This is a genomic window from Streptomyces sp. 351MFTsu5.1 (genome assembly GCF_000383655.1).
Lineage (GTDB): Bacteria > Actinomycetota > Actinomycetes > Streptomycetales > Streptomycetaceae > Streptomyces > Streptomyces griseorubiginosus.
Genome location: NZ_KB911776.1, coordinates 611,888 through 630,639 on the forward strand (window position 1 = coordinate 611,888; position 18,752 = coordinate 630,639).

The 18,752-nt window shown below is 71.5% G+C and carries 14 protein-coding genes; 7 read left to right on the top strand and 7 right to left on the bottom strand.

Annotated elements, in window-relative coordinates; all coding sequences use genetic code 11:
- Positions 1-7 precede the first annotated feature (7 nt).
- The 3 genes from H295_RS0106265 to H295_RS0106275 all read left to right on the top strand — a co-directional run bounded on the left by H295_RS0106265 (position 8) and on the right by H295_RS0106275 (position 3,500).
- Positions 8-1,054: a permease gene (locus H295_RS0106265; protein ID WP_020134483.1), complete on the top strand. Its 1,047-nt coding sequence runs from the start codon at positions 8-10 to the stop codon at positions 1,052-1,054.
- Positions 1,051-1,839 (top strand): TIGR03943 family putative permease subunit, encoded by a 789-nt coding sequence (locus H295_RS0106270; protein WP_020134484.1) that lies wholly within the window; start codon positions 1,051-1,053, stop codon positions 1,837-1,839. Before H295_RS0106265 ends, H295_RS0106270 begins: the two co-directional genes overlap by 4 nt.
- A 425-nt stretch (positions 1,840-2,264) precedes the next feature.
- The gene (locus H295_RS0106275; protein ID WP_020134485.1) at positions 2,265-3,500 is read left to right on the top strand and encodes an amidohydrolase family protein; all 1,236 of its coding nucleotides are present in this window, start codon (positions 2,265-2,267) and stop codon (positions 3,498-3,500) included.
- Positions 3,501-3,510: 10 nt separating this feature from the next.
- Here H295_RS0106275 and H295_RS0106280 read toward each other — a convergent pair whose 3' ends face one another.
- Positions 3,511-4,476: a helix-turn-helix transcriptional regulator gene (locus tag H295_RS0106280; protein WP_028809104.1), complete on the bottom strand. Its 966-nt coding sequence runs from the start codon at positions 4,474-4,476 to the stop codon at positions 3,511-3,513.
- A 93-nt stretch (positions 4,477-4,569) separates the two neighbouring features.
- Here H295_RS0106280 and H295_RS0106285 point away from each other — a divergent pair, with 93 nt between their 5' ends.
- The gene (locus H295_RS0106285; RefSeq protein ID WP_020134487.1) at positions 4,570-4,935 is read left to right on the top strand and encodes a VOC family protein; all 366 of its coding nucleotides are present in this window, start codon (positions 4,570-4,572) and stop codon (positions 4,933-4,935) included.
- 138 nt (positions 4,936-5,073) lie between these two features.
- Here the strand turns inward: H295_RS0106285 and H295_RS0106290 are convergent, their stop codons facing one another.
- The 3 genes from H295_RS0106290 to H295_RS48350 all read right to left on the bottom strand — a co-directional run bounded on the left by H295_RS0106290 (position 5,074) and on the right by H295_RS48350 (position 10,956).
- Positions 5,074-5,619: a GNAT family N-acetyltransferase gene (locus H295_RS0106290; protein WP_051135511.1), complete on the bottom strand. Its 546-nt coding sequence runs from the start codon at positions 5,617-5,619 to the stop codon at positions 5,074-5,076.
- Positions 5,620-5,872: 253 nt separating this feature from the next.
- Positions 5,873-6,616, bottom strand: a complete 744-nt coding sequence (locus H295_RS0106295; RefSeq protein ID WP_020134489.1) for a glycosyltransferase family 2 protein — start codon at positions 6,614-6,616, stop codon at positions 5,873-5,875.
- A 158-nt stretch (positions 6,617-6,774) separates the two neighbouring features.
- Positions 6,775-10,956 (bottom strand): AAA family ATPase, encoded by a 4,182-nt coding sequence (locus H295_RS48350; RefSeq protein ID WP_028809106.1) that lies wholly within the window; start codon positions 10,954-10,956, stop codon positions 6,775-6,777.
- A gap of 392 nt (positions 10,957-11,348) precedes the next feature.
- Here H295_RS48350 and H295_RS0106305 point away from each other — a divergent pair, with 392 nt between their 5' ends.
- Complete coding sequence (locus H295_RS0106305; protein WP_020134491.1) at positions 11,349-11,720, top strand: ArsR/SmtB family transcription factor; 372 nt, start codon at positions 11,349-11,351, stop codon at positions 11,718-11,720.
- Positions 11,721-11,871: 151 nt separating this feature from the next.
- Positions 11,872-14,493 carry a magnesium-translocating P-type ATPase gene (gene mgtA / locus H295_RS0106310; protein WP_020134492.1) on the top strand — a complete coding sequence of 874 codons (2,622 nt, stop codon included), beginning with the start codon at positions 11,872-11,874 and terminating at the stop codon, positions 14,491-14,493.
- Between the two features lie 98 nt (positions 14,494-14,591).
- Here mgtA and H295_RS0106315 read toward each other — a convergent pair whose 3' ends face one another.
- Entirely contained in the window at positions 14,592-14,831 is a 240-nt protein-coding gene (locus H295_RS0106315) for a hypothetical protein (RefSeq protein ID WP_020134493.1), read from the bottom strand.
- Between the two features lie 91 nt (positions 14,832-14,922).
- Between H295_RS0106315 and H295_RS0106320 the strand changes: the two genes are divergently transcribed.
- On the top strand, positions 14,923-15,426 hold the full coding sequence (locus H295_RS0106320; RefSeq protein WP_020134494.1) for a hypothetical protein: 504 nt from the start codon (positions 14,923-14,925) through the stop codon (positions 15,424-15,426).
- Between the two features lie 25 nt (positions 15,427-15,451).
- Here the strand turns inward: H295_RS0106320 and H295_RS0106325 are convergent, their stop codons facing one another.
- On the bottom strand, positions 15,452-17,476 hold the full coding sequence (locus H295_RS0106325; protein ID WP_020134495.1) for a glycosyl hydrolase: 2,025 nt from the start codon (positions 17,474-17,476) through the stop codon (positions 15,452-15,454).
- A 618-nt stretch (positions 17,477-18,094) separates the two neighbouring features.
- Positions 18,095-18,601, bottom strand: coding sequence for an SMI1/KNR4 family protein (locus tag H295_RS0106330; protein ID WP_028809108.1), 507 nt, complete (start codon positions 18,599-18,601; stop codon positions 18,095-18,097).
- Positions 18,602-18,752 lie beyond the last annotated feature (151 nt).

Here is an 18,752-nt window from a genome sequence, read left to right on the forward strand (position 1 = left end):
CCCGGCCGTGGCCGTCACCAAAGCACCCCCGCACCCGCGGGACACCGGCGAGGACCTCCGGCCTGCGCCGTCCCCGGCACCGTCCTCCGCGCCGGACGCGGAGACGCGGCGCCTCAACTCCCCGCTCGCGCTGACCCTGTTGATGCTCCTGGTGGTGCTCTGCCAGGGCCCGATCCGCGCGGCGCTCGGCGCGCCGGTGATGCAGAGCTGGATGACGGTGTTCGTCGCCGTGCTCGTCCAGGCGCTGCCCTTCCTGGTGCTCGGGGTGCTGCTGTCGGCGGCGATCGCGGTGTTCGTGCCGCCGTCGTTCTTCGCCCGCGCACTGCCGAGCAACCCCGTTCTCGCGGTGCCGGTGGCCGGGGTGGCGGGCGCGGTGCTGCCGGGCTGCGAGTGCGCGTCCGTGCCGGTGGCGGGGGCGCTGGTGCGGCGCGGTGTCACCCCGGCGGCGGCCCTCGCCTTCCTGCTCTCCGCCCCGGCGGTCAACCCGATCGTGCTCACGGCGACCGCGGTGGCCTTCCCGCGCAATCCCGAGATGGTGGTGGCCCGGCTGTTCGGGAGCCTGCTGGTGGCGTGCGCGATGGGCTGGCTGTGGCTGCGCCTCGGCCGCACCGACCTGATCAAGGCACCGGCCCGGCACGCGTACGAGGGCCAGGGCAAGGGCGCCGCCTTCTGGGGCTCGGTGCGGCACGACGTGGTGCACGCGGGCGGCTTCCTGGTCGTGGGCGCGATGGCGGCGGCGACGCTGAAGGCGGTGGTCCCGCAGACGTGGTTGCGTACGGCGGCGGAGAACCCGGTGATCGCCGTGCTGGCCCTCGCCGGACTGGCCGTGGTGCTGTCGATCTGCTCGGAGGCGGACGCGTTCGTGGCCGCCTCGCTCACCCAGTTCTCGCTGACCGCGCGGCTGACCTTCCTGGTCGTCGGCCCGATGATCGACCTCAAGCTGTTCGCGATGCAGACCGGCACCTTCGGCCGCGCCTTCGCGCTGCGTTTCGCCCCCGCCACTCTCGTGCTGGCGATCGTGGGCTCGGTCCTGACCGGGTGGGTGCTGCTGTGAACCGACAGGCACAGTCCGCGATCCTGTTCGTCCTCGGTGCGGCCCTTCTGCACGCGGGCCTCACCGACCTCTACCTGCGGTACGTCAAGGCGGGGTTGCGTCCGCTGGTCCTGGCGGCGGGGGTGGTGCTGATCGTGACGGCGCTGGCGACGGCCTGGTACGAGTGGCGGGCCGACGCGAGGCGGCAGCGTTCTCGTGGTGAGGAGCCTCATGAGGAGGGGACCCATCACGAGGGCGCCCATGAGGAGGGCGCCCATGAGGAGGGCGCGCACGTCCATCGCGAACCGCGCGTCTCCTGGCTGCTGGTGCTTCCCCTCTTCGCCCTCATCCTCGTCGCCCCGCCGGCCCTCGGCTCCTACAGCGCGATGCGCACGGGTACGGCACTTCAGCAGGCGTACGGCTATCAGAAGCTCCCCGCGTCCGGCCCGCTGCGTCTGGGGCTGGCCGACTACGCGGGCCGGGCGGTCTACGAGCACGGCAAGGGCCTCACCGGGCGGCCGATCACCATCACGGGGTTCGTCGCGCTGGACCACTCCGGTGCGCCCTACCTGGTCCGCATGGCCCTCAACTGCTGTGCGGCGGACGCGCAGCCGGTGAAGATCGGCCTGACGGGTCAGGTCCCGCCGGTCCTCAAGCCGGACGGCTGGTTGCAGGTCACCGGCACCTACACCGCCAAGCGCACCAAGGACACGGTCAACGGCGGCCCCATCCCCTACCTCCAGGTCACGACAGCCAAGCCGGTACCGACCCCGTCCGACCCGTACGACGAGACCTGGAACAACTGACCACCGACCGCCGTGAGCCACCGGTCACGCCGGTCCCGGCGAGCCGGCAGCCGGCCCGGCTCCCTGCGCCTGCGCGACTGGGCTGACGCCCTGGGGCCGCGCCGACTTCGTTCGCGAGGGCGGCTCGCCCGCAATGGCCGTCCCGCCCCGCTGACCTCGCCGGAGCGCCCCGCCCAGCCGACTTGGCTCGCCTTGAGCGACGGGCCCCACGACCTCGCCCGCGGTGCCTGCCCAGCCCGGCCCACCTCCCCCGGCCTGCTCGTCCCGCCCCCTTGCCATCCACCCCACCCCGTCTCACCCCACTCCACTCCACCGCCCCGCTCCCCGCGCCCCCCGTATCCCCCCAACCCGCCCCTTGCCGATGCCGATCCCTCCCCCTAGCCTGCAATCTGACGACCCATCAGATACCGGCTAGGGGGCAGGCAATGGCCGTCACCACCGAGAGCGGGACCGGAACCGGACCTGGCAGCAGGGACATTCCCAGAGTCATCAGCGTGGACGACCACGTGATCGAACCCGCGCACCTCTTCGAGACCTGGCTCCCGGCCAAGTACCGGGACAGGGGGCCGAAGCCGCTCACCGCCGGCATCGGGGAGCTCGCGTACATCGGAGGGAAGTACCGGTTCACCACCGATCCGGAAGGGCAGCTCACGGACTGGTGGGAGTACGAGGGCCTCCTCTTCCCGTACAAGCGGATCATCGCGGCCGTCGGCTTCTCGCGGGACGAGATGACGCTCGACGGGATCACCCGGGAGCAGATGCGCAAGGGCTGCTGGGATCCCAAGGCCCGGATCGAGGACATGGAGATGAACCATGTCGAGGCCTCCCTCTGCTTCCCCACCTTCCCGCGCTTCTGCGGGCAGACCTTCGCCGAGGCCCAGGACAAGGAGGTCGGGCTCGCCTGTGTGCGCGCCTACAACGACTGGATGGTCGAGGAGTGGTGCGGCGACAGCGGCGGCCGGCTGATCCCGCTGTGCCTGATCCCGCTGTGGGACGTCGAGCTGGCGGTCGCCGAGATCCGCCGTAACGCCGAACGAGGCGTCAGGGCCGTCACCTTCAGTGAGATCCCCACCCATCTGGGACTGCCGTCGATCCACTCCGGCTACTGGGACCCGTTCTTCGCGGCCTGCGAGGAGACCGGGACGGTCGTCAACATGCACATCGGCAGCAGCTCCCAGATGCCGGCCGCCTCTCCCGACGCCCCGCCCGCCGTCCAGGCGTCCCTGTCCTTCAACAACGCCATGGCCTCGATGATGGACTTCCTGTTCAGCGGGGTGCTGGTGAAGTTCCCCCGCCTGAAACTGGCGTACAGCGAGGGCCAGATGGGCTGGATCCCGTACGCCCTGGAACGCGCCGACGACGTCTGGGAGGAGCACCGGGCCTGGGGCGGGGTCAAGGACCTGATCCCGGAGCCGCCCTCGACGTACTACTACCGGCAGATCTTCTGCTGCTTCTTCCGCGACCGGCACGGCATCGAGGCCATCGAGACCGTCGGCGTGGACAACGCGACCTTCGAGACCGACTACCCGCACGTCGACTCGACCTGGCCGCACACCAAGAAGGTCGCCGAGGAGCATGTGGCCGGGCTGCCGGACGAGGTGATCTACAAGCTGATGCGGGGCAACGCGATCCGCATGCTCGACCTCGACTTCGACCGCTAGCTGCTACGGGTCAGGACGTGGGTGACGGCGCATAGTGGTGGGCAAGACTGGCGGCGAGGTCGCTGAGGTGAGCCCTGGCTTCGGTGGGGCCGTGCACAGTGACGGCGTTCCCGAACGGCAGCAGTGCTCGCACGTCCTCCAGTTGCAGGAAGCGGATCGTCACTTTGTGACCGGTGGCGGATTCTTCATGGTCGTCCCGGACGAGTCGTCGGCCGAAGATCCGTTGCGCTCGCTCGATCTGGGTCTGGTCGATGGTGGCGCTGACCTCTATCGCGTGGTTGTGTTCCCACTGATCAACGAGTGCTGCGGCGACGGTGGCCAGGGTCTGGTTCTTGCGGATCCGTCGTGGCTGGTCGACTTCTCTCCAGGCCGTGATCCGTTCGAGTCGGTACATCCGTGGCACCCGGGCGCGGTCGGCGACGAGGTACCAGGTGCCGGCCTTGGCGAGCAGCCCGTAGGGATCCACGACCAGGTCACGTGGGCATGACTCGCGTGGACTGTCGTACTCGATCCGTAGCCGGCGACCGCGCCGCACCGGGCCGATCAGTGAAGCCGGAGTCGCGCCGGACGTACGGGCCTGGAGCCAGGGACGGCTGTCCACGTGCACTACGTCGGTGAGCGGCAGGAGCTCATGAGTTCGACGTGGCTGAGCCGCGGCGATCTTGGAGAGCGCGCGTCGGCTTTCGACGGACGCGTTGAGCTCCGCACGTTGCTTCTCGTCCAGCCCGGTGAGTGACAGATGCTCACGCTCACCCGGTGTAAGTCGCGTGAGGTCGAGCCCTGACCCGGGCAGCATGGTCACGCCTCCGAGGCGGCCCCGTTGTGCGGTCACCGGCAGACCGGCGTCGCGGAGCCAGTTCAGGTCCCGGGTGATGGTTCGAAGGGACACCCCGAGCGCTGAGGCGAGTTCCTGTGTGGTCACGGCATCCCTTGATGCGAGGAGCAGCATCAGGGTGAAAAAGCGGTCTGGGGTCACACACCGATTTTTTCAAGGAATGGCGACATGATGCGGCGCATATCCCGGTCAGGCTGATGGACGCGTGCCAACGACCTGCGAGAAGGAACAACCATGACCACATCCGTGCTGTCCATCGTCTACGTGAACGACGCTCCCGCCGCTGCGCGTTTCTACGGCGACCTCCTCGGCATGAGCCCTTCCTTCGAGACTCCGGGGTACATCACCTTCGATCTCGGGCCAGGCGCCGACCTCGCTGTGTGGTCCGGCCAGTTCGAGGATCTGTCACCGGACGTGCCGCGCACCAGTGAGGTGCGCCTGGCCGTCGACGGTGGACCCGACGAGGTCGACGCGATCTTCAAGCAGTGGCAGTCCAAGGGGGTCACGATCCTGCGTGAGCCTCATGATCTGGGGTTCGGGCCGACCTTCCTCGCAGCGGATCCTGACGGGAACCGTATCCGCGTGGCACCGCGGGGCTGAAAGGCCGCAACGCGGCAGGCGCACACCATAGGTCTCGCGCCTGCCCTCGTCCGACTTCACGAGGAGGACGAGTGCCCCGCGCAGACCCGGGCCCTGCACGCCTACTTGCGGTGTCGTGACGCCGGCTGCACGGAACCGTCAGATGTCGCCCTCGACCAGGGCGTGCAAATGCTGGTCGTGCCACCCGTCCTCATGCAGCAGCGCGCTGCGCATCGTGCCTTCGACGGAGAAGCCGGCCTTGGTCGCCACTCGGCACGACGCCGGGTTGGCCGTCGAGTGGCACAGCCGGAGCCGGTGCAGTCCGAGGTCGTCAAACGCCCACTGGCTGAGGCGCTTCGTGGCCTCGACGATGACGCCTCGACCGCGTCCTGAGGGCAGGACCCAGTACAGGACTTCGGCGCTGCCACCGGCGAGATCGATATCACCCAAGCCGATCAAGCCCATGGCCTGGTCGCCGTCGGGGTGGGCGATGGCCCATATCGCGCTCTGCTCGTTCTGCCAGCGCTCGTGCATGCGCTCGATACGCCTGCCTGCTTCCTCAGGCGACGCCACGACCAGTAGGTTCCACTGGCGAATTGCCGGATCCTGCCCAGCAGCCATCAAGGCGCCGGCGTCGTCGGCGCGCCAGGGGCGCAGCTCCAGACCGCTGGAGAGAGTGAGCACGGGTTGTTCCTGCTTGGCCATGCGGCCTGCAGGAACGACGGGCGGTACGGCTGAGGCGATCACCGCGGCATCGTGCCACAGCCCCACAGCCCCACAGCCCCACAGCCCCACAGCGAAGCGCGGCTATGTCTACCCGCAGTCCGTCGCCGACGGTTTCTCAGGGCTCGGCTGCACAGAACCGCTGGGCGATCGGAACATCCTCACCAACGTCGAGCCCTCATACAGCCGGCCGCCGCACGCGCCGCCCCGGGACCGTACCAACCGCCACGCCCCCTCAGCGGCTCCACTCCAACGCCGTCAACGCCCGTGCCCGCGCCTCCGTCACCGCCAGCCGTGCCTCCAGCTCGCCCGCGTCCACATGCGCCGCCTGTCCGGTCACCTGGCCCTCCCACTGGCGGTAGAGCAGTCCCGGCTCGGCGGTGAACCAGCCGGGGCTGACCGCGTCCAGGGCCAGCAGCAGGCCGGTGTCCTCGGAGGCCGGCAGGGCCATCCAGCCGCCGAGGGCGAGCAGCAGCTCGCGGCGGACGAACAGGGTTCCCGGCACGACCCGCGGAACGGCGTGCGCCTTCCAGTGCGCGAGCAGCGCGCCGGGGGTGAGGGGGCCCTCGTCGGGGTCGCCGGGGAAGGCGACCGTGGAGCCGTCGGGCAGTTGGTCCAGCGCACGGGAGGTGGCCCAGCCGAGCGTGGGATCGGCCTCCAGCGCGGCCAGGTCACGGGCGAGCGCGCCCGGGGTGAGCAGGTCGTCGGCGTCCAGGACCTTCACGTACGGCCCGCTCGCGTGCGCGAGTGCGATCGTGCGGGCGACTCCCGGTCCGCCGGGGCGCCCCTGACGGAAGGTCACCCGGGGGTCGTCGGGGACGTACGGGTGCACCTCGTCCGTCCGGCCGTCCTCCTGTATCACCCAGCGCCACTCCCAGCCCTCGGGCAGATCCTGTGCGCACACCGAGGCGTAGGCCTCGGGAAGGAAGCGGGCGGAGGGTGCGTGGACGGCCGTGATGATCGTTATGTGCACGGCCACAGCCTAAAACGTGGGCCATGCACGAAAAGACCCGACCGCTGGCGACGGGGGATGCACCAGCGGTCGGGCTGTGGCCAAGACTAACAAGGCAAATGGAACAGCGGGAGCGGACTGCTCGGCCGGGGCGAGAAGTTGTGATCGGGATCACGTCATATGCCTCAGGCGCACGGAGGATCGTACGAGAGCCGCGGCAGGTACTCCTTCCACTCCTGGCGGGTCAGAACGTTCCCGGTGGTGGCGCAGATGCGACGGATCGCGTCGTCGACGTCGAGGTCCCACAGCCGGATCGTGTCGGAGCCGCTGGACACCCCGAGCATGCGGCCCTTGGGGCTGAACGAGAGGAAGTTGCCGGTCTTGGCGTTGGGACTCATCGACTGCCCGATGGGACCGGCCGCGGACGGGTCGGCCACGTCCCACAGCCGGACCGTGTTGTCGTTGCCGCCGCTGGCCAGCCTCGCGCCGTCGCGGCTGTACGTCAGGGACACGACCGCCTCGGTGTGCCCGGTGAGCGGGGCGCCCGTCCGCTCGGCGTGCGCGGGGTCGGTCACGTCCCACAGCCGGACCGTGTCGTCGTCACCGCCACTGGCCAGGGTGCGCCCGTCCGGGCTGAAGACCAGCACGTTGACGGGCCCGGTGTGCCCGGTGAGCGGCCTGCCGAGCGGGGTCGGACGGGCCGGGTCCGTCACCTTCCACAGCCGTATCGTGCCGTCCGCGCTGCTGCTGGCCAGGGTGCGGCCGTCCGGGCTGAACGCGAGGCCGTCGATGTACCCCCGGTGGCCGGCGATCGGACCGTGGGAGACCGGGCGGGCGGGGTCGGTGACGTCCCACAGCTGGAGTCTGCGGCTGTCGTACGCGGTGGCCAGGGTGCGTCCGTCGGGGCTGAACGCCAGCGCGTCCGGGCCCATGAACCGCGAGTGCAGGACGAGCGCCGGGCCGTAGGGCACGGGGCGGGCCGGGTCGGTGACGTTCCACAGGTGGATCCGGCCGGTGGCGAGCACCGCGAGAACACGGCCGTCGGGGGAGAACTGCACCTGGGAGTCCGGGTCGCGCACCTCGGGGGTGAACGGCTCGCCCAGGGCGACGGGCCGGGCCGGGTCCGTCACCTTCCACAGCCGGATCCGGCCGTCCCGGCCGGACGTGGCGAGCACCTTGCCGTCCCGCCGGAACGCCCCGCTGCTGCCCACCATGTCCCCCCGCGGGATCGACCACAGGCGCACCTTGCTGTCGCCGCTGCCGGTGGCGAGGGTGCGGCCGTCCGGACTGAAGCCCAGCGCGTACATCTCCCCGCTGCTCCCGGCGAGCGGCTCGCCGACCTGCGAGGGATACGCCGGGTCGCTCACGTTCCACAGGCTCGCCGTGCTGTCCGCGCTGGCCGCGGCGAGCGTGCTGCCGTCGGGGCTGAAGGCCACGGACCAGATGGGTCCGGTGTGGCCGGTCAGCGGCGAGCCGATCGGGCGCGCCGCGGACGGGTCGGCCACGTCCCACAGCCGGACGGTGTCGTCCGCGCTGCCGCTCGCGAGCTCGGTCCCGTCCGGGCTGAAGGCGACCGAGTGCACCAGCCCGGTGTGCCCCGCGAGCGCCCGGTCGTACGCCTTCGGGTGCCGCGGGTCGGTGGTGTTCCACAGCCGAATCGTTTTGTCATCGCCTCCGGCCGCCAGCGTGCGCCCGTCCGGACTCCACGCCACGGACCGCACCGCGGCCCCGGACCCGGTCAGCACCCCGAGGGGCTTCGGCCGGGCCCGGTCACCCAGGTCCCACAGGCGTACGGTCCGGTCCTCACCGACAGAGGCCAGCGTGCGCCCGTCCGGGCTGAACGCGATCAGGTAGATGGTGCCGCGATGGCCGGTCAGGGGAGCGCCGAGGGACTTCGGGTGCCCGGGGTCCCGGAGGTCCCAGAACCGGATCCGCCCGTCGTCGCCCGCACTGGCCAGCGTCCTGCCGTCCGGGCTGAACACCGCACTGCTCACCCAGCTCGTGCCACCGGCGAGGGGGGCGCCGAGCGCCTCGGGATGCCGGCGGTCGCGCACGTCCCACAGCCGTACGGTCCGGTCGTAGCCCGCGGTCGCCAGGAGCTTGCCGTCCGGGCTGAACGAGGTGAGGTACACGGCACCGGTGTGGCCGGACAGCGGGGTGGCCAGCGGCGCGTTGACGATGGAGATCAGCCGGGTGTTCGTGCCCTCGTCGTCGGGCCGCAGCCCGTGCGCGACCAGGTCGATCCGGGCGGACAGCGAGGGATCCGTGTACTGGACGCGGTCCGCCTCCGCGACGACCTGCTCGAACACGGCGTCGTTGCGCTGCTGCCAGGCGACCACCGCGGACCCCACGGCCACCATCGCGAGGACCACCAGGGCCGACACCGCGCCCCGCGCGATCAGGACCGTGCGCCGGCGCAGCCGCACCGAGGCGGCCAGGAACTCCACCGCGCTGCGGGTCAGATAGGTGTCCCCGGCGGACTTCGCCCAGGTCCGGGCCTGCTCCAGCCGCGAACCCCGGTACAGCAGCGAGGAGTCGCGGTTCGAGCCCTCCCAGAACCGGCCGTCCTCCTCGATGCGCTGACGCAGCAGATGGTCGCTGCGGTCCTCGTCGATCCACTCGCGCAGCCGCGGCCACGCCGTCAGCAGGGCCTCGTGGGTGATCTCCACGGTCTCCGCGTCCAGCGTCACCAGCCGGGCGCGCACCAGCGCCTCCAGCGACTCCTCGGTCTTGCCCGGGTCGGTGGACTCCGCGGCCAGCTCCCGCCGGGTACCGCGCCTGCGGGTCGTCTGGGTGTCCTCGCCGAGCCGCACCAGCCGCAGCAGCAGCAACCGCGCCGCCGTACGCGCCGCCGGGTCCAGACCGGACCAGGCCCGCTCCGCGGTCGCCGCGACCGCGCCCTGGATACCGCCGGCCGCGCGATAGCCGGCCACGGTCAGCCGGCCGCCCCTGCGGCGCTGCCAGGTCGCCAGCAGGGCGTGCGAGAGCAGCGGCAGCACGCCCGCGCCGTGTTCCCCCGCGGTCCGGAAGGCGGGGGAGGTGCCGCCCCCGCGCGGAGCGTCGGCGCTCACCTCGCGCACGATCAGCTCCGCGAGCCCCGGCTCCAGCTCCAGACCCACGGCCCGGGCCGGAGCGGTCACCGCCTCACGCAGCTCCCCGCCGGTCAGCGGCCCGAGCACCATGTGCCGGTGCTGGAGCGCGTCCGCCAGCTCGGGGTGGTCGAGGCAGCGCTCGTAGAAGTCGGCGCGGATGCCGAGGAGCACCAGGGCGGGGGGTTCGGCCTGCGGCCCGGCGGGGGTGCAGGCGGCGTGCAGCAGTTGGACGAAGGTCCGCCGGGCCGCCTCGTCCGAGCAGAGCGTGAACGCCTCCTCGAACTGGTCCACGATCACGACCGGCGGGGCGGTGGCGCCCTCGTGCCGAGCCCAGGAGGCCACCGCTTCCCGCGCGGCGTCGAGGAAACCGGGAGGGGGGTCGGTGGGGGTGGTGCCGGTGAGTTCGGGGGAGCGGTTGGTGGGGTCCGTCGGGCCGGAGCCGGTGAGATCGGGAGAGCGGTCCGTCTGGCCGGGGCCGGTGAGTCCGTGATGCGGTCGGCCCGTCGGGCCGGTGAGTCCGTGATGCGGTCGGCCCGTCGGGACGGGGGCGGTCGTATCGCCGTCGGCCGAGCCGATGCCGATGCCGGCGTCGGCGACGACCGCAGCCAGGTCGGGTATACGGCGGGTCAGTTCGGCGAGCGGATCGGCGCCCGGCACCAGCTGGAGCACGGTCCGGCCGCCGCCCTCCCCGTCCAGCGCACCCTCCTCCAGGGCGGTCACCAGACCGGCGTTGAGCAGCGAGGACTTGCCCGCGCCCGAGGCGCCCACGAGCATCACCAGTCCGCCCGTGCCGGTCTCGGCGGCCGAGCGAAGCAGCTTGACCAGCGCCTCCGTGCTGCGCTCCCGGCCGAAGAACCAGCGGGCGTCCTCCTGCCGGTACGGGGCCAGACCGCGGTAGGGGCAGACACCGGCGGGAGCCTCCGTCTGCTGCGGCCCCTCGTCCTCCTCCGGCGCCACCGCCCGCTCCCACAGCCGCTGCCACTGGGTGAGGTCGTACAGTCCGGCCGAGACGGGGGTGGGACTGAGACGACGGGCTTCGGGAATGAGGATGTGCAGGACGGCCGCGAGCGCGGTGAACTGCGCGGGTACGTTACGGGCCCGGCGCCAGTCGCTGATCCGCTGGGCCGACACCCGCACGGGGCGCCCGCGCTCGTCGACCCGCTGGAGCCGGCCGACGCCCTCGGACACCCGCTTGAGGGGCGGATTCCCTGCCTCTCGGTACAGCAGGGCGAGACGCTCCGCGAAGGCCGTGCGTGTCCCTGAGTCGGAACTCAAGGTCTTCCACCCCTTACTTCCCTCGCGGTTGAATCCGGACCGGAAAACTCACCCTATACGGCTGACCTGCGGCAACGCACTGCCTCCGGAACCGGAACCTCCTCATGGAGCCCCTCGGCTGGCAGGATCATGACTCCGCGGCGCAGCCCTCGGGCGACGCCCTGACACCGACCTCCAGGCCACCGTTCGGGCGCCCCGCGCGCCAACCGGCGCGCCGGAAGTCTTCCGTCGCATTCCCCCCACGATCACTCGCTTCCTCCGGTACCGGTCCCCACGAGGGGAGGGACCGGTACCGGACGAAGCGGGGCGGTCACAGTGCCGCGCCTACACTGGCCGGCACCGGTGAATGCCGGCGGGCTCATGTGGTCGACGTGGGAGGACGGGAGCAGGCTGTGGCGAAGGGCGTCGGTGCCGTCGGCGGTTTCCAGGACCCCTCGGCGGAGGTGCTCGCCGAGGCGGCCGCCGCGTTCGGACTGCTCGCCTCCTCGGCCCGGCTGCACATCATGTGGGCGCTGGCCCAGGGCGAGAGCGATGTGACGAACCTCGCCGACCGGGTGGGCGGCGCGCTCCCCGCGGTCAGCCAGCACCTGGCGAAGCTGAAGCTCGCCGGTCTGGTCCGCTCCCGCCGTGAGGGCCGCAGGCAGGTCTACTACGTCGACGACCCGGACATCGTCACGGTGGTCCGCGTCATGGTCGGCCAGCTCACGGCTCGCGAGACCTCCACCGCCACGTCGTCCCCACGGCTCCACGAGGCCGGTGTCTGACCACCCGAAGCCCCACCTCGAGCCCACACCACCGGCCCGGTCCGGAGGGGGGCCCGGTGGGCCGGGAGCGGGGGCCGCGGGCGAGCCGGACCGGTTGGAGGCGGTGGCGGCCGGGGCTGGTGGTGCGGGGGGTCCGGGTGAGCAGGCGCCGGTGTCCGCCGGGCCGCTCACTCCTGCTTCCGACACCCCGGAGTCCACCCCCACCGCCACCCCCACCCTCCTGGAAGTCCTCCGTGGGCTCGACGCCGGGCCGCGGGGTCTGACCGAGGGCCAGGCGGAGGAGCGGCTCGGGCGGTTCGGGGAGAACCGGGTGCCGGACACCCGGGACCCCTCCTGGGCCCGGCTGCTCGCCCGGAGTGCGCGCGACCCGTTCACCGCGGTACTGCTCTGCCTGGGACTGGTGTCCGCCGCCGTCTACGCCTGGGGCACAGCCTCGGTGATCCTCCTCCTGGTCGCCGTGAGCTGCGTCCTGCGCGCCTCCGGCGAACACCGCGCCGACCGCTCCACGGCCGGCCTGCGCCACCTGGTGGCGATCACCGTCACGGTCCAGCGCCGGGCCGACGAGGACACCGCCCCGGCGACCCGCGAGATCCCGGTCGAGGAACTCGTCCCGGGCGACGTCGTACGGCTGGGCCCGGGCGACCTGGTCCCCGCGGACGTACGACTGCTGCGCTCGACCGGACTCACCGTCCACCAGGCCGCCCTCACCGGAGAGTCCGCCCCGGTGCCGAAGTCCGCCGATGAGAGCGGCATCGCCGGGACCGGCACCGCCGGGACCGACCCCGCGGGCACCGGTGTCTTCCAGCAGCCCCACCTCTGCTTCCAGGGCACCAGCGTCGCCTCCGGCAGCGCCACCGCCGTGGTCACCGCGACCGGCGCCGACACCCGTTTCGCCGCGGCTCACCGCCGTACCGGCAAACCCCCGGCGACCTCCTTCGAGCGCTCGGTCCAGGGTGTCTCCTGGATCCTGATCCGCTTCGCCCTGCTGACCCCGCCCCTCGTCCTGATGGCGAACGCCGCCCTCCGCGGCCGGGGACTGGAGACCCTGCCCTTCGCCGTCGCGGTCGCGGTGGGCCTGACCCCCGAGATGCTCCCGGTCCTGGTCACGACCTGCCTGGCCCGCGGGGCGGCGCTCCTCGCCCGCACCCACGACGTGATCGTCCGCCGGCTCCCCGCGCTGCACGACATCGGCGCCATGGACGTCCTGTGCGTCGACAAGACCGGCACCCTCACCCAGGACCGCCCGGTGGTCGACCGGGCCCTGAACGCCGAGGGCCAGGACGACCCCGAGGTACTGCGCTGGGCCGCGGCCGCCGCCTGGTGGTCCCTCCAACTCGCCGACCTGCCCGCCCCCGACGCCCTCGACGAGGCCCTCCTCACCACCGCCGACGAGGGCGCCCTCATGGCGTACGACGGCGTCACGGCCCTCCCCTTCGACCCGGCCCGCCGCCTGGCGACCGTGGTCGTCCGCGCCCCCGGCCGGCTCGGCACGCACACCCTGATCACCAAGGGCGCCGCGGAGGCCGTACTGGAACGCTGCTCCCTGACCGACGAGGAGCGCCACCGCCTGCGCGCCCTCGCCGAGGCGCAGGCGGCCGACGGGCTGCGCGTCCTCGCCGTCGCCACCGCCGAACGCCCCGCCGGAACCCGCCCCCACGAACGCGGCCTCACCTTCCGCGGCCTGGTGACCCTCCGGGACGACCTCGTCCCCACCGCCGCCGAAGCCCTCGCCGGCCTCGCGGAGCGGGGCGTCACCGTCAAGGTCCTCACCGGCGACCACCCGGGCACGGCTGTCCGCACCTGCCGCGACCTCGGGATCCCGGTCGCCGGCGTCCTCACCGCCGACCGCCTCGACACCCTCACCGACCCCGAACTGACAGAACTGGCAGGCCGTACGACCGTCTTCGCCCGCTGCACCCCCGAACACAAGACCCGGATCACCCGGGCCCTCCAGACCGGCGGCCACACGGTCGGCTTCCTCGGCGACGGCGTCAACGACCTGCCCGCCCTGCGCACCGCCGACGTCGGCCTCGCCCCCCGGAACGCCGCCGGGGTGACCAGGGACAACGCGGACCTGATCCTCGCCGGGAAGGACCTCACCGCGATCGGCCACGCGGTCGCCGCGGGCCGTCACGCGGGCGGCAACATCGCCTCGTACCTGCGCATCACGCTCTCCTCCAACCTCGGCAACGTGATCGCGATGCTCTCCGCGGGCCTGCTCCTGCCCTTCCTGCCGATGCTCCCGGCCCAGGTCCTCGTCCAGAACCTGTGCTTCGACGCGGCCCAACTGGCCTTCGCCTACGACCGTCCCGCCCCGTCCGCGCTACGCCGCCCGACCGTCCTGGAACCCCGGGCGCTGCTCCGCTTCATCGTCGGCTTCGGCGCCCTGAACGCCGTGGCGGACCTCGCGACCTTCGGCGTGCTGGCCTTCGCCCTGCGCGGTCCGGGCGACGACGAGGCCCTGTTCCACTCGGGCTGGTTCACCGAGAACCTGCTGACCCAGGCCGTGGTGATGGTCCTGCTGTCCCTCGGCGCACGCGGCACGAGCGCCCGGCGCCCGGGCCCGGTCACCTGGTCCGCGGCGGCCCTGGCCGCGACCGGCCTCTTCCTGCCCATGTCCGCACTGGGCGGTCTCCTCGGCCTGAGCCCCCTGCCGGGCATCTACTACGGCCTTCTCGCGGCGGTCCTGACCCTGTACGCGGCGGGCCTGATGACGGCGAGAGCACGGCAGGACCGCAGGCCGCCGAGGGCGCCGGTGGCGCCAGTGGCCTGAAAGACGCCGGTGGCGCCAGTGGCCTGACGGACAGGGACGGGCTGCGGACCGTTCCGGGTCAGGGGGGCAGATCAGGGCGTCGGGTCAGGGACCCGGGGTCAGGGGCAGGCGATGTCGAACCCGTACCGCAGCGGTTCCTCGGTCACCCCGTGGTCGAGCCGATAGACGTAGACCCCCTCGACCCGCACCCCGGCCGCCGCACCCTCGGCCCGGCAGGGATACGTCACCTGCACCACCCGGGGCCGGTTGGCGACCTTCACCCGCATCCCGTCGGCCGGCCCACCATCGAGCACGGCGACTTCCCACCCGCTCAAGCCGCCCGACTCCACGTTCTCCACTGCTTCCACACCGAACAGTTTAGAGCTTGCGCAAGCTTTGGATCGGCCGGGAGCCGACGTAGAGTGCGCGGATGTTCCCCCAGGAGACCTCGTGAGCAGCAACGGCCCGTCGTGGTCCGACCGGAAGCTGCCGGCCTTCTTCACGCGCTGGCGCAAGGACTGGAAGGACGAGGACCTCACCCCGTCCCACTACCTCGACTTCGAGGGCGGCCTGCGCTTCGTCCTGGCGGCGGCCTGGCTGTTCTGCCCGGAGACGGTGGAGTACCGCGGCGCGATCTTCCTCAAGGACCGCTTCACCCCGTCCACCGTCGACACCTGGTTCACCACCCTGTCCGGCAACCGGGAACGCGTCGAGTCGGTCGCCAACCACGTGGAACTCTGGACCCTCTTCACCAACACCCCCCTCACCGACGACGACCACCTGGCCGAGGAACTCCCCCAACTGGCCCTCGCCCTCGGCGAGACCTGGCAGGCACTCCTCACCACCCGCTACCCCGACCGCGAGATCACGGTCGAGGTGACCGACGAGGAGGACACCGCGTACGGCCCGACGGTCACGTTCTGGACGTCGACTCGGGGCGCGGGGATCGGCTAGCCACAACTCCTGTGCCGGGGGTGGGTCATTCGGCTCTGATGTCGTCCACGTACACGATGCCCTTGGTCGCCGCCCCGTCCCCGTGGACGAGGTACAGGTTGAACGCCGTCACTTGGGCGAGGTGAGCCGCGTCGAGCACGGCTCCGGCGTGTGCGGTGTCCCAGGGCGCGGGCGTGAACTCGCCGAAAGGTGCCCTGACCTCCTGTCCGCTCGTGTCGGACAGCGGAACCTGGTACCAGAAATCGCCTCCCCCGGCGACGATCTGGAGCGCCCCGCCGTTTGCGGAACCGTCGCCCTGCATCCACAGCGCAAGGGACGTGAAGGCGGACCAGTCCGCGTCGACCGGCCTGCCCGTGCCGGTGTACTCGGCGCCGGTGAAGTCGTACGCGTAGGCCAGTCCGTAGGAGCCCGAGGACTTGTGGTCGGCCGACAGGGTGAGGGTGTGGGAGTTGACATGGGTGTACGCCTCGCTCAGGGCGGTGTCGTCGCCGGCGTATCCCTCGAAGTCGTCGACCCAGCCGGCAGGCAGGGGTGCGACCTCGCCGAGGAGGACCACGGCCGAGTCGGTGAGCGTCCTGCCGTCCACCTGCGCGCTCACGGTGAGGGTCACCGAGCGGTTGTTCCGCAAGGCCGGGTCGATCGACCAGTCGCCCGAGTAGAAGCCGTCGGCGTCGAGGTGCAGGCGTCCGGCGCGTCCGCCGTTCACGGAGTAGGTGACCCGGCTCGCCCTCGCGGGCGTGACACGCACCCGGACGGTCGTTCTGGAGGCCGTTGCGCGCTGTCGGTCGGTCGGGGTCACGAGGTGCAGGAACGGGGCGTTCCTGACAGCGGTGGTGTGAGCGGAGTACACCCCGCGGAGATCGGCGGCGAACAGGGTGTAGGGGTCCTGGTGGTAGGCGACGAAGTCCGGCAGCAGGGCGTGGCCCGGGTACGGGACGTAAGCACGCTTGGTGCCACCGAAGTTGGCCCAGGTGAGCATGTACGTCATCCGACGGGCCAACGGGTCCGCCTTGACGGCCTGCAACAGCTGCGTGAACCACTGCAGGTTGCGGATCTCGGTGCCCCCCTCCCCGAACTCGGTGAAGGCAGGCACCTTGCCCCGCTCGTTCGCCAGCCGGACCACCATCGCCAGATCCTTCACCACGCCGTCGAGCCAGGGGGTGGGTCCGGCGTTCTCGTCGTAGGAGTCGTAGCCGAGGACGTCGACGAAACGGTCGCCGGGGTAGGTCTTCAGGTAGCCGGTCGGATCGCCTCCGAAACTCGAGTTGGGCGAGTAGGCGTAGAGCAGGTTGTGGACGCCCCTGGTGTCACGCAGGTACTCGACGGTGTAGCGGAACAGCTCGGTGAACTCGGCCGAGGTGGTGTGGCCTGCGCCCCACCAGAACCAGGCTCCGTTGTTCTCGTGGAAGGGGCGGAAGACGACCGGGATGGCGGTGCCGTCCGGACGTCGCGCGCCCTTGACCGCCTTCGCGATGCGGTCGAGGAAGGCGTTGAAGGCCGCGTGCTTCGCGCCTCCGGGAAGGATCTGGCCGACCACGCGGCCCGTTGTGTCGTAGAAGTCCTTGCCCGTGACGAAGTTCGGCAGGTGAGCGCTGAGGGTGTTGATCCCGCCGCGTGCGTCCCCCAAACGGATGCACCGGCTGAGCGCGGCGATGTTCTCGGCTTCGGTCCCGCCTTCGACATCGGGGCGACCGGGGCGTTCGTCGCCGTCGAGGATGAGGGTGTCCCAGCCGAAGACCGCGGGGTAGTCGCCCACTGCCGCCCTGGTGTCGGACGCCTTGCCGTCCGGGGTGGTGAAGGTGAAGCCATAGGTGAGGTCGTGCTGGTGACCGAACAGGATGCCTTTGCCCTGCTGCCGCCTCAGATACGCGAACAGCGCGCGGGTGGCGGGGGTCGCCTTGTCGTCGACGATCCGGACCGGCGTCGGCACGCCGGCGAGCGCGGTCGGGGAGGTCGCCGCGGCGGCCACCGATGTCCGGGCGCCGGCGGCCGCGGCGACCGTGGCACCGAGGAGGATGAACGCGCGACGGTTCAGGGGAGAGCGGGGCATGTGTGTCTCCGTTTGACGTGGCGATCTCTCGCCGAGGGAGGTGAATCCCGGGGGGCGGGGTGCATCGCCCTGAGGGGGGGTGGGGGTGGCCCCTGTCGGCGGCATCAGGTGGCGCCAGGCGGCACCGGGCGTCGTCGGTACGGTGGCTGGTCGCCTTTTGCCCTCGTCGCATGCCGGACCGGGGGCGTTCAGGTGGCTGTGGACAGGCGGCTGTTCGGCCTGCTCAGTCGGCCGTCGCGCATTCGTCTCTCGGTCTTGATGTTGGCGCCAAGTCGTGGTCGTGCCTCGGGATGTCCCGTCGGATCGGGCCGGCCCACGGTCGCCCTCGGTGCGCCCCCGTGGCCTGCGCCATCGCGAAGGGTCTGTTGGTCACTTGTGGGGGGTCCTTCCCGTGACGCGGTCGGCCGCAGGTGGTTGAGGTCCTGGTCGGGGACATCCGCAACGCATGGCACACGCGTGCTTCAAGTGGCGCTATTCGACTAGAGGTTGGGGAAAAAAGAAAGACCCAGCGTGGCCGGCTGGGGCCTCACGGCGTTGGCGGCGGCGCCACGGGGAGACGCGTCGGCGGGGGTCGGTGAAGGATCAGCGGCGCTCGTCGGCAGCGTCCTTGATCCGCCCTCACGGGTTGCCGCACTCGGAGTCGGCCGGTGCGCGAAGGGGGTAGGGGCCTTCGTGAGCTGCGCCCCGCAACCACTCGGTGAGCCACTGTGCGAGGGACTGTCCGATCGGCGCAGCGGCATGCCGGATGCAGCACTGGTTGGGATCCCAGTCCCACATCTGTCCGTCGGCCGAACGGAAGTCGATCAGTGTCCACATCGCGCAGCCCCGGTCCATCAACGGGACGATCCCGGGCGGGACGGCGTCGTCGGGTCCGGTGAATCCGCGGTACGCCATGGTGATGTCCGCGCAGTCGCTGAACCAGTCGTCGGTCTCGGTCAGGGACACCACTTGCCACGGCCCGAAGCCACCGTTGGCGACTTCGAGATAGATCCGCTTCAACAGCTCGGGCATGGGATGCCCCACCACCTCCTCGAAGGCGGCAATGTCCTCAGCAGACGCAGGACCAGGCAATCCACGGTCGGCCACATGCGCACGTACCGCCAGGACGAGTTCGTCGTCAGTCACCCCAGGATCCTCAGCCACACGGCTCTTCCTGTCGATGCCCCTTCACATGGCGCTGTGCGACCTGAGTTCGGGCTCTGAGCGCGGCTGTGGCCCTGACCGGTAAGCCGGTCAGGGCCACAGCCGCATTTGTGAGGGCGAGGGGGTGTCTGCG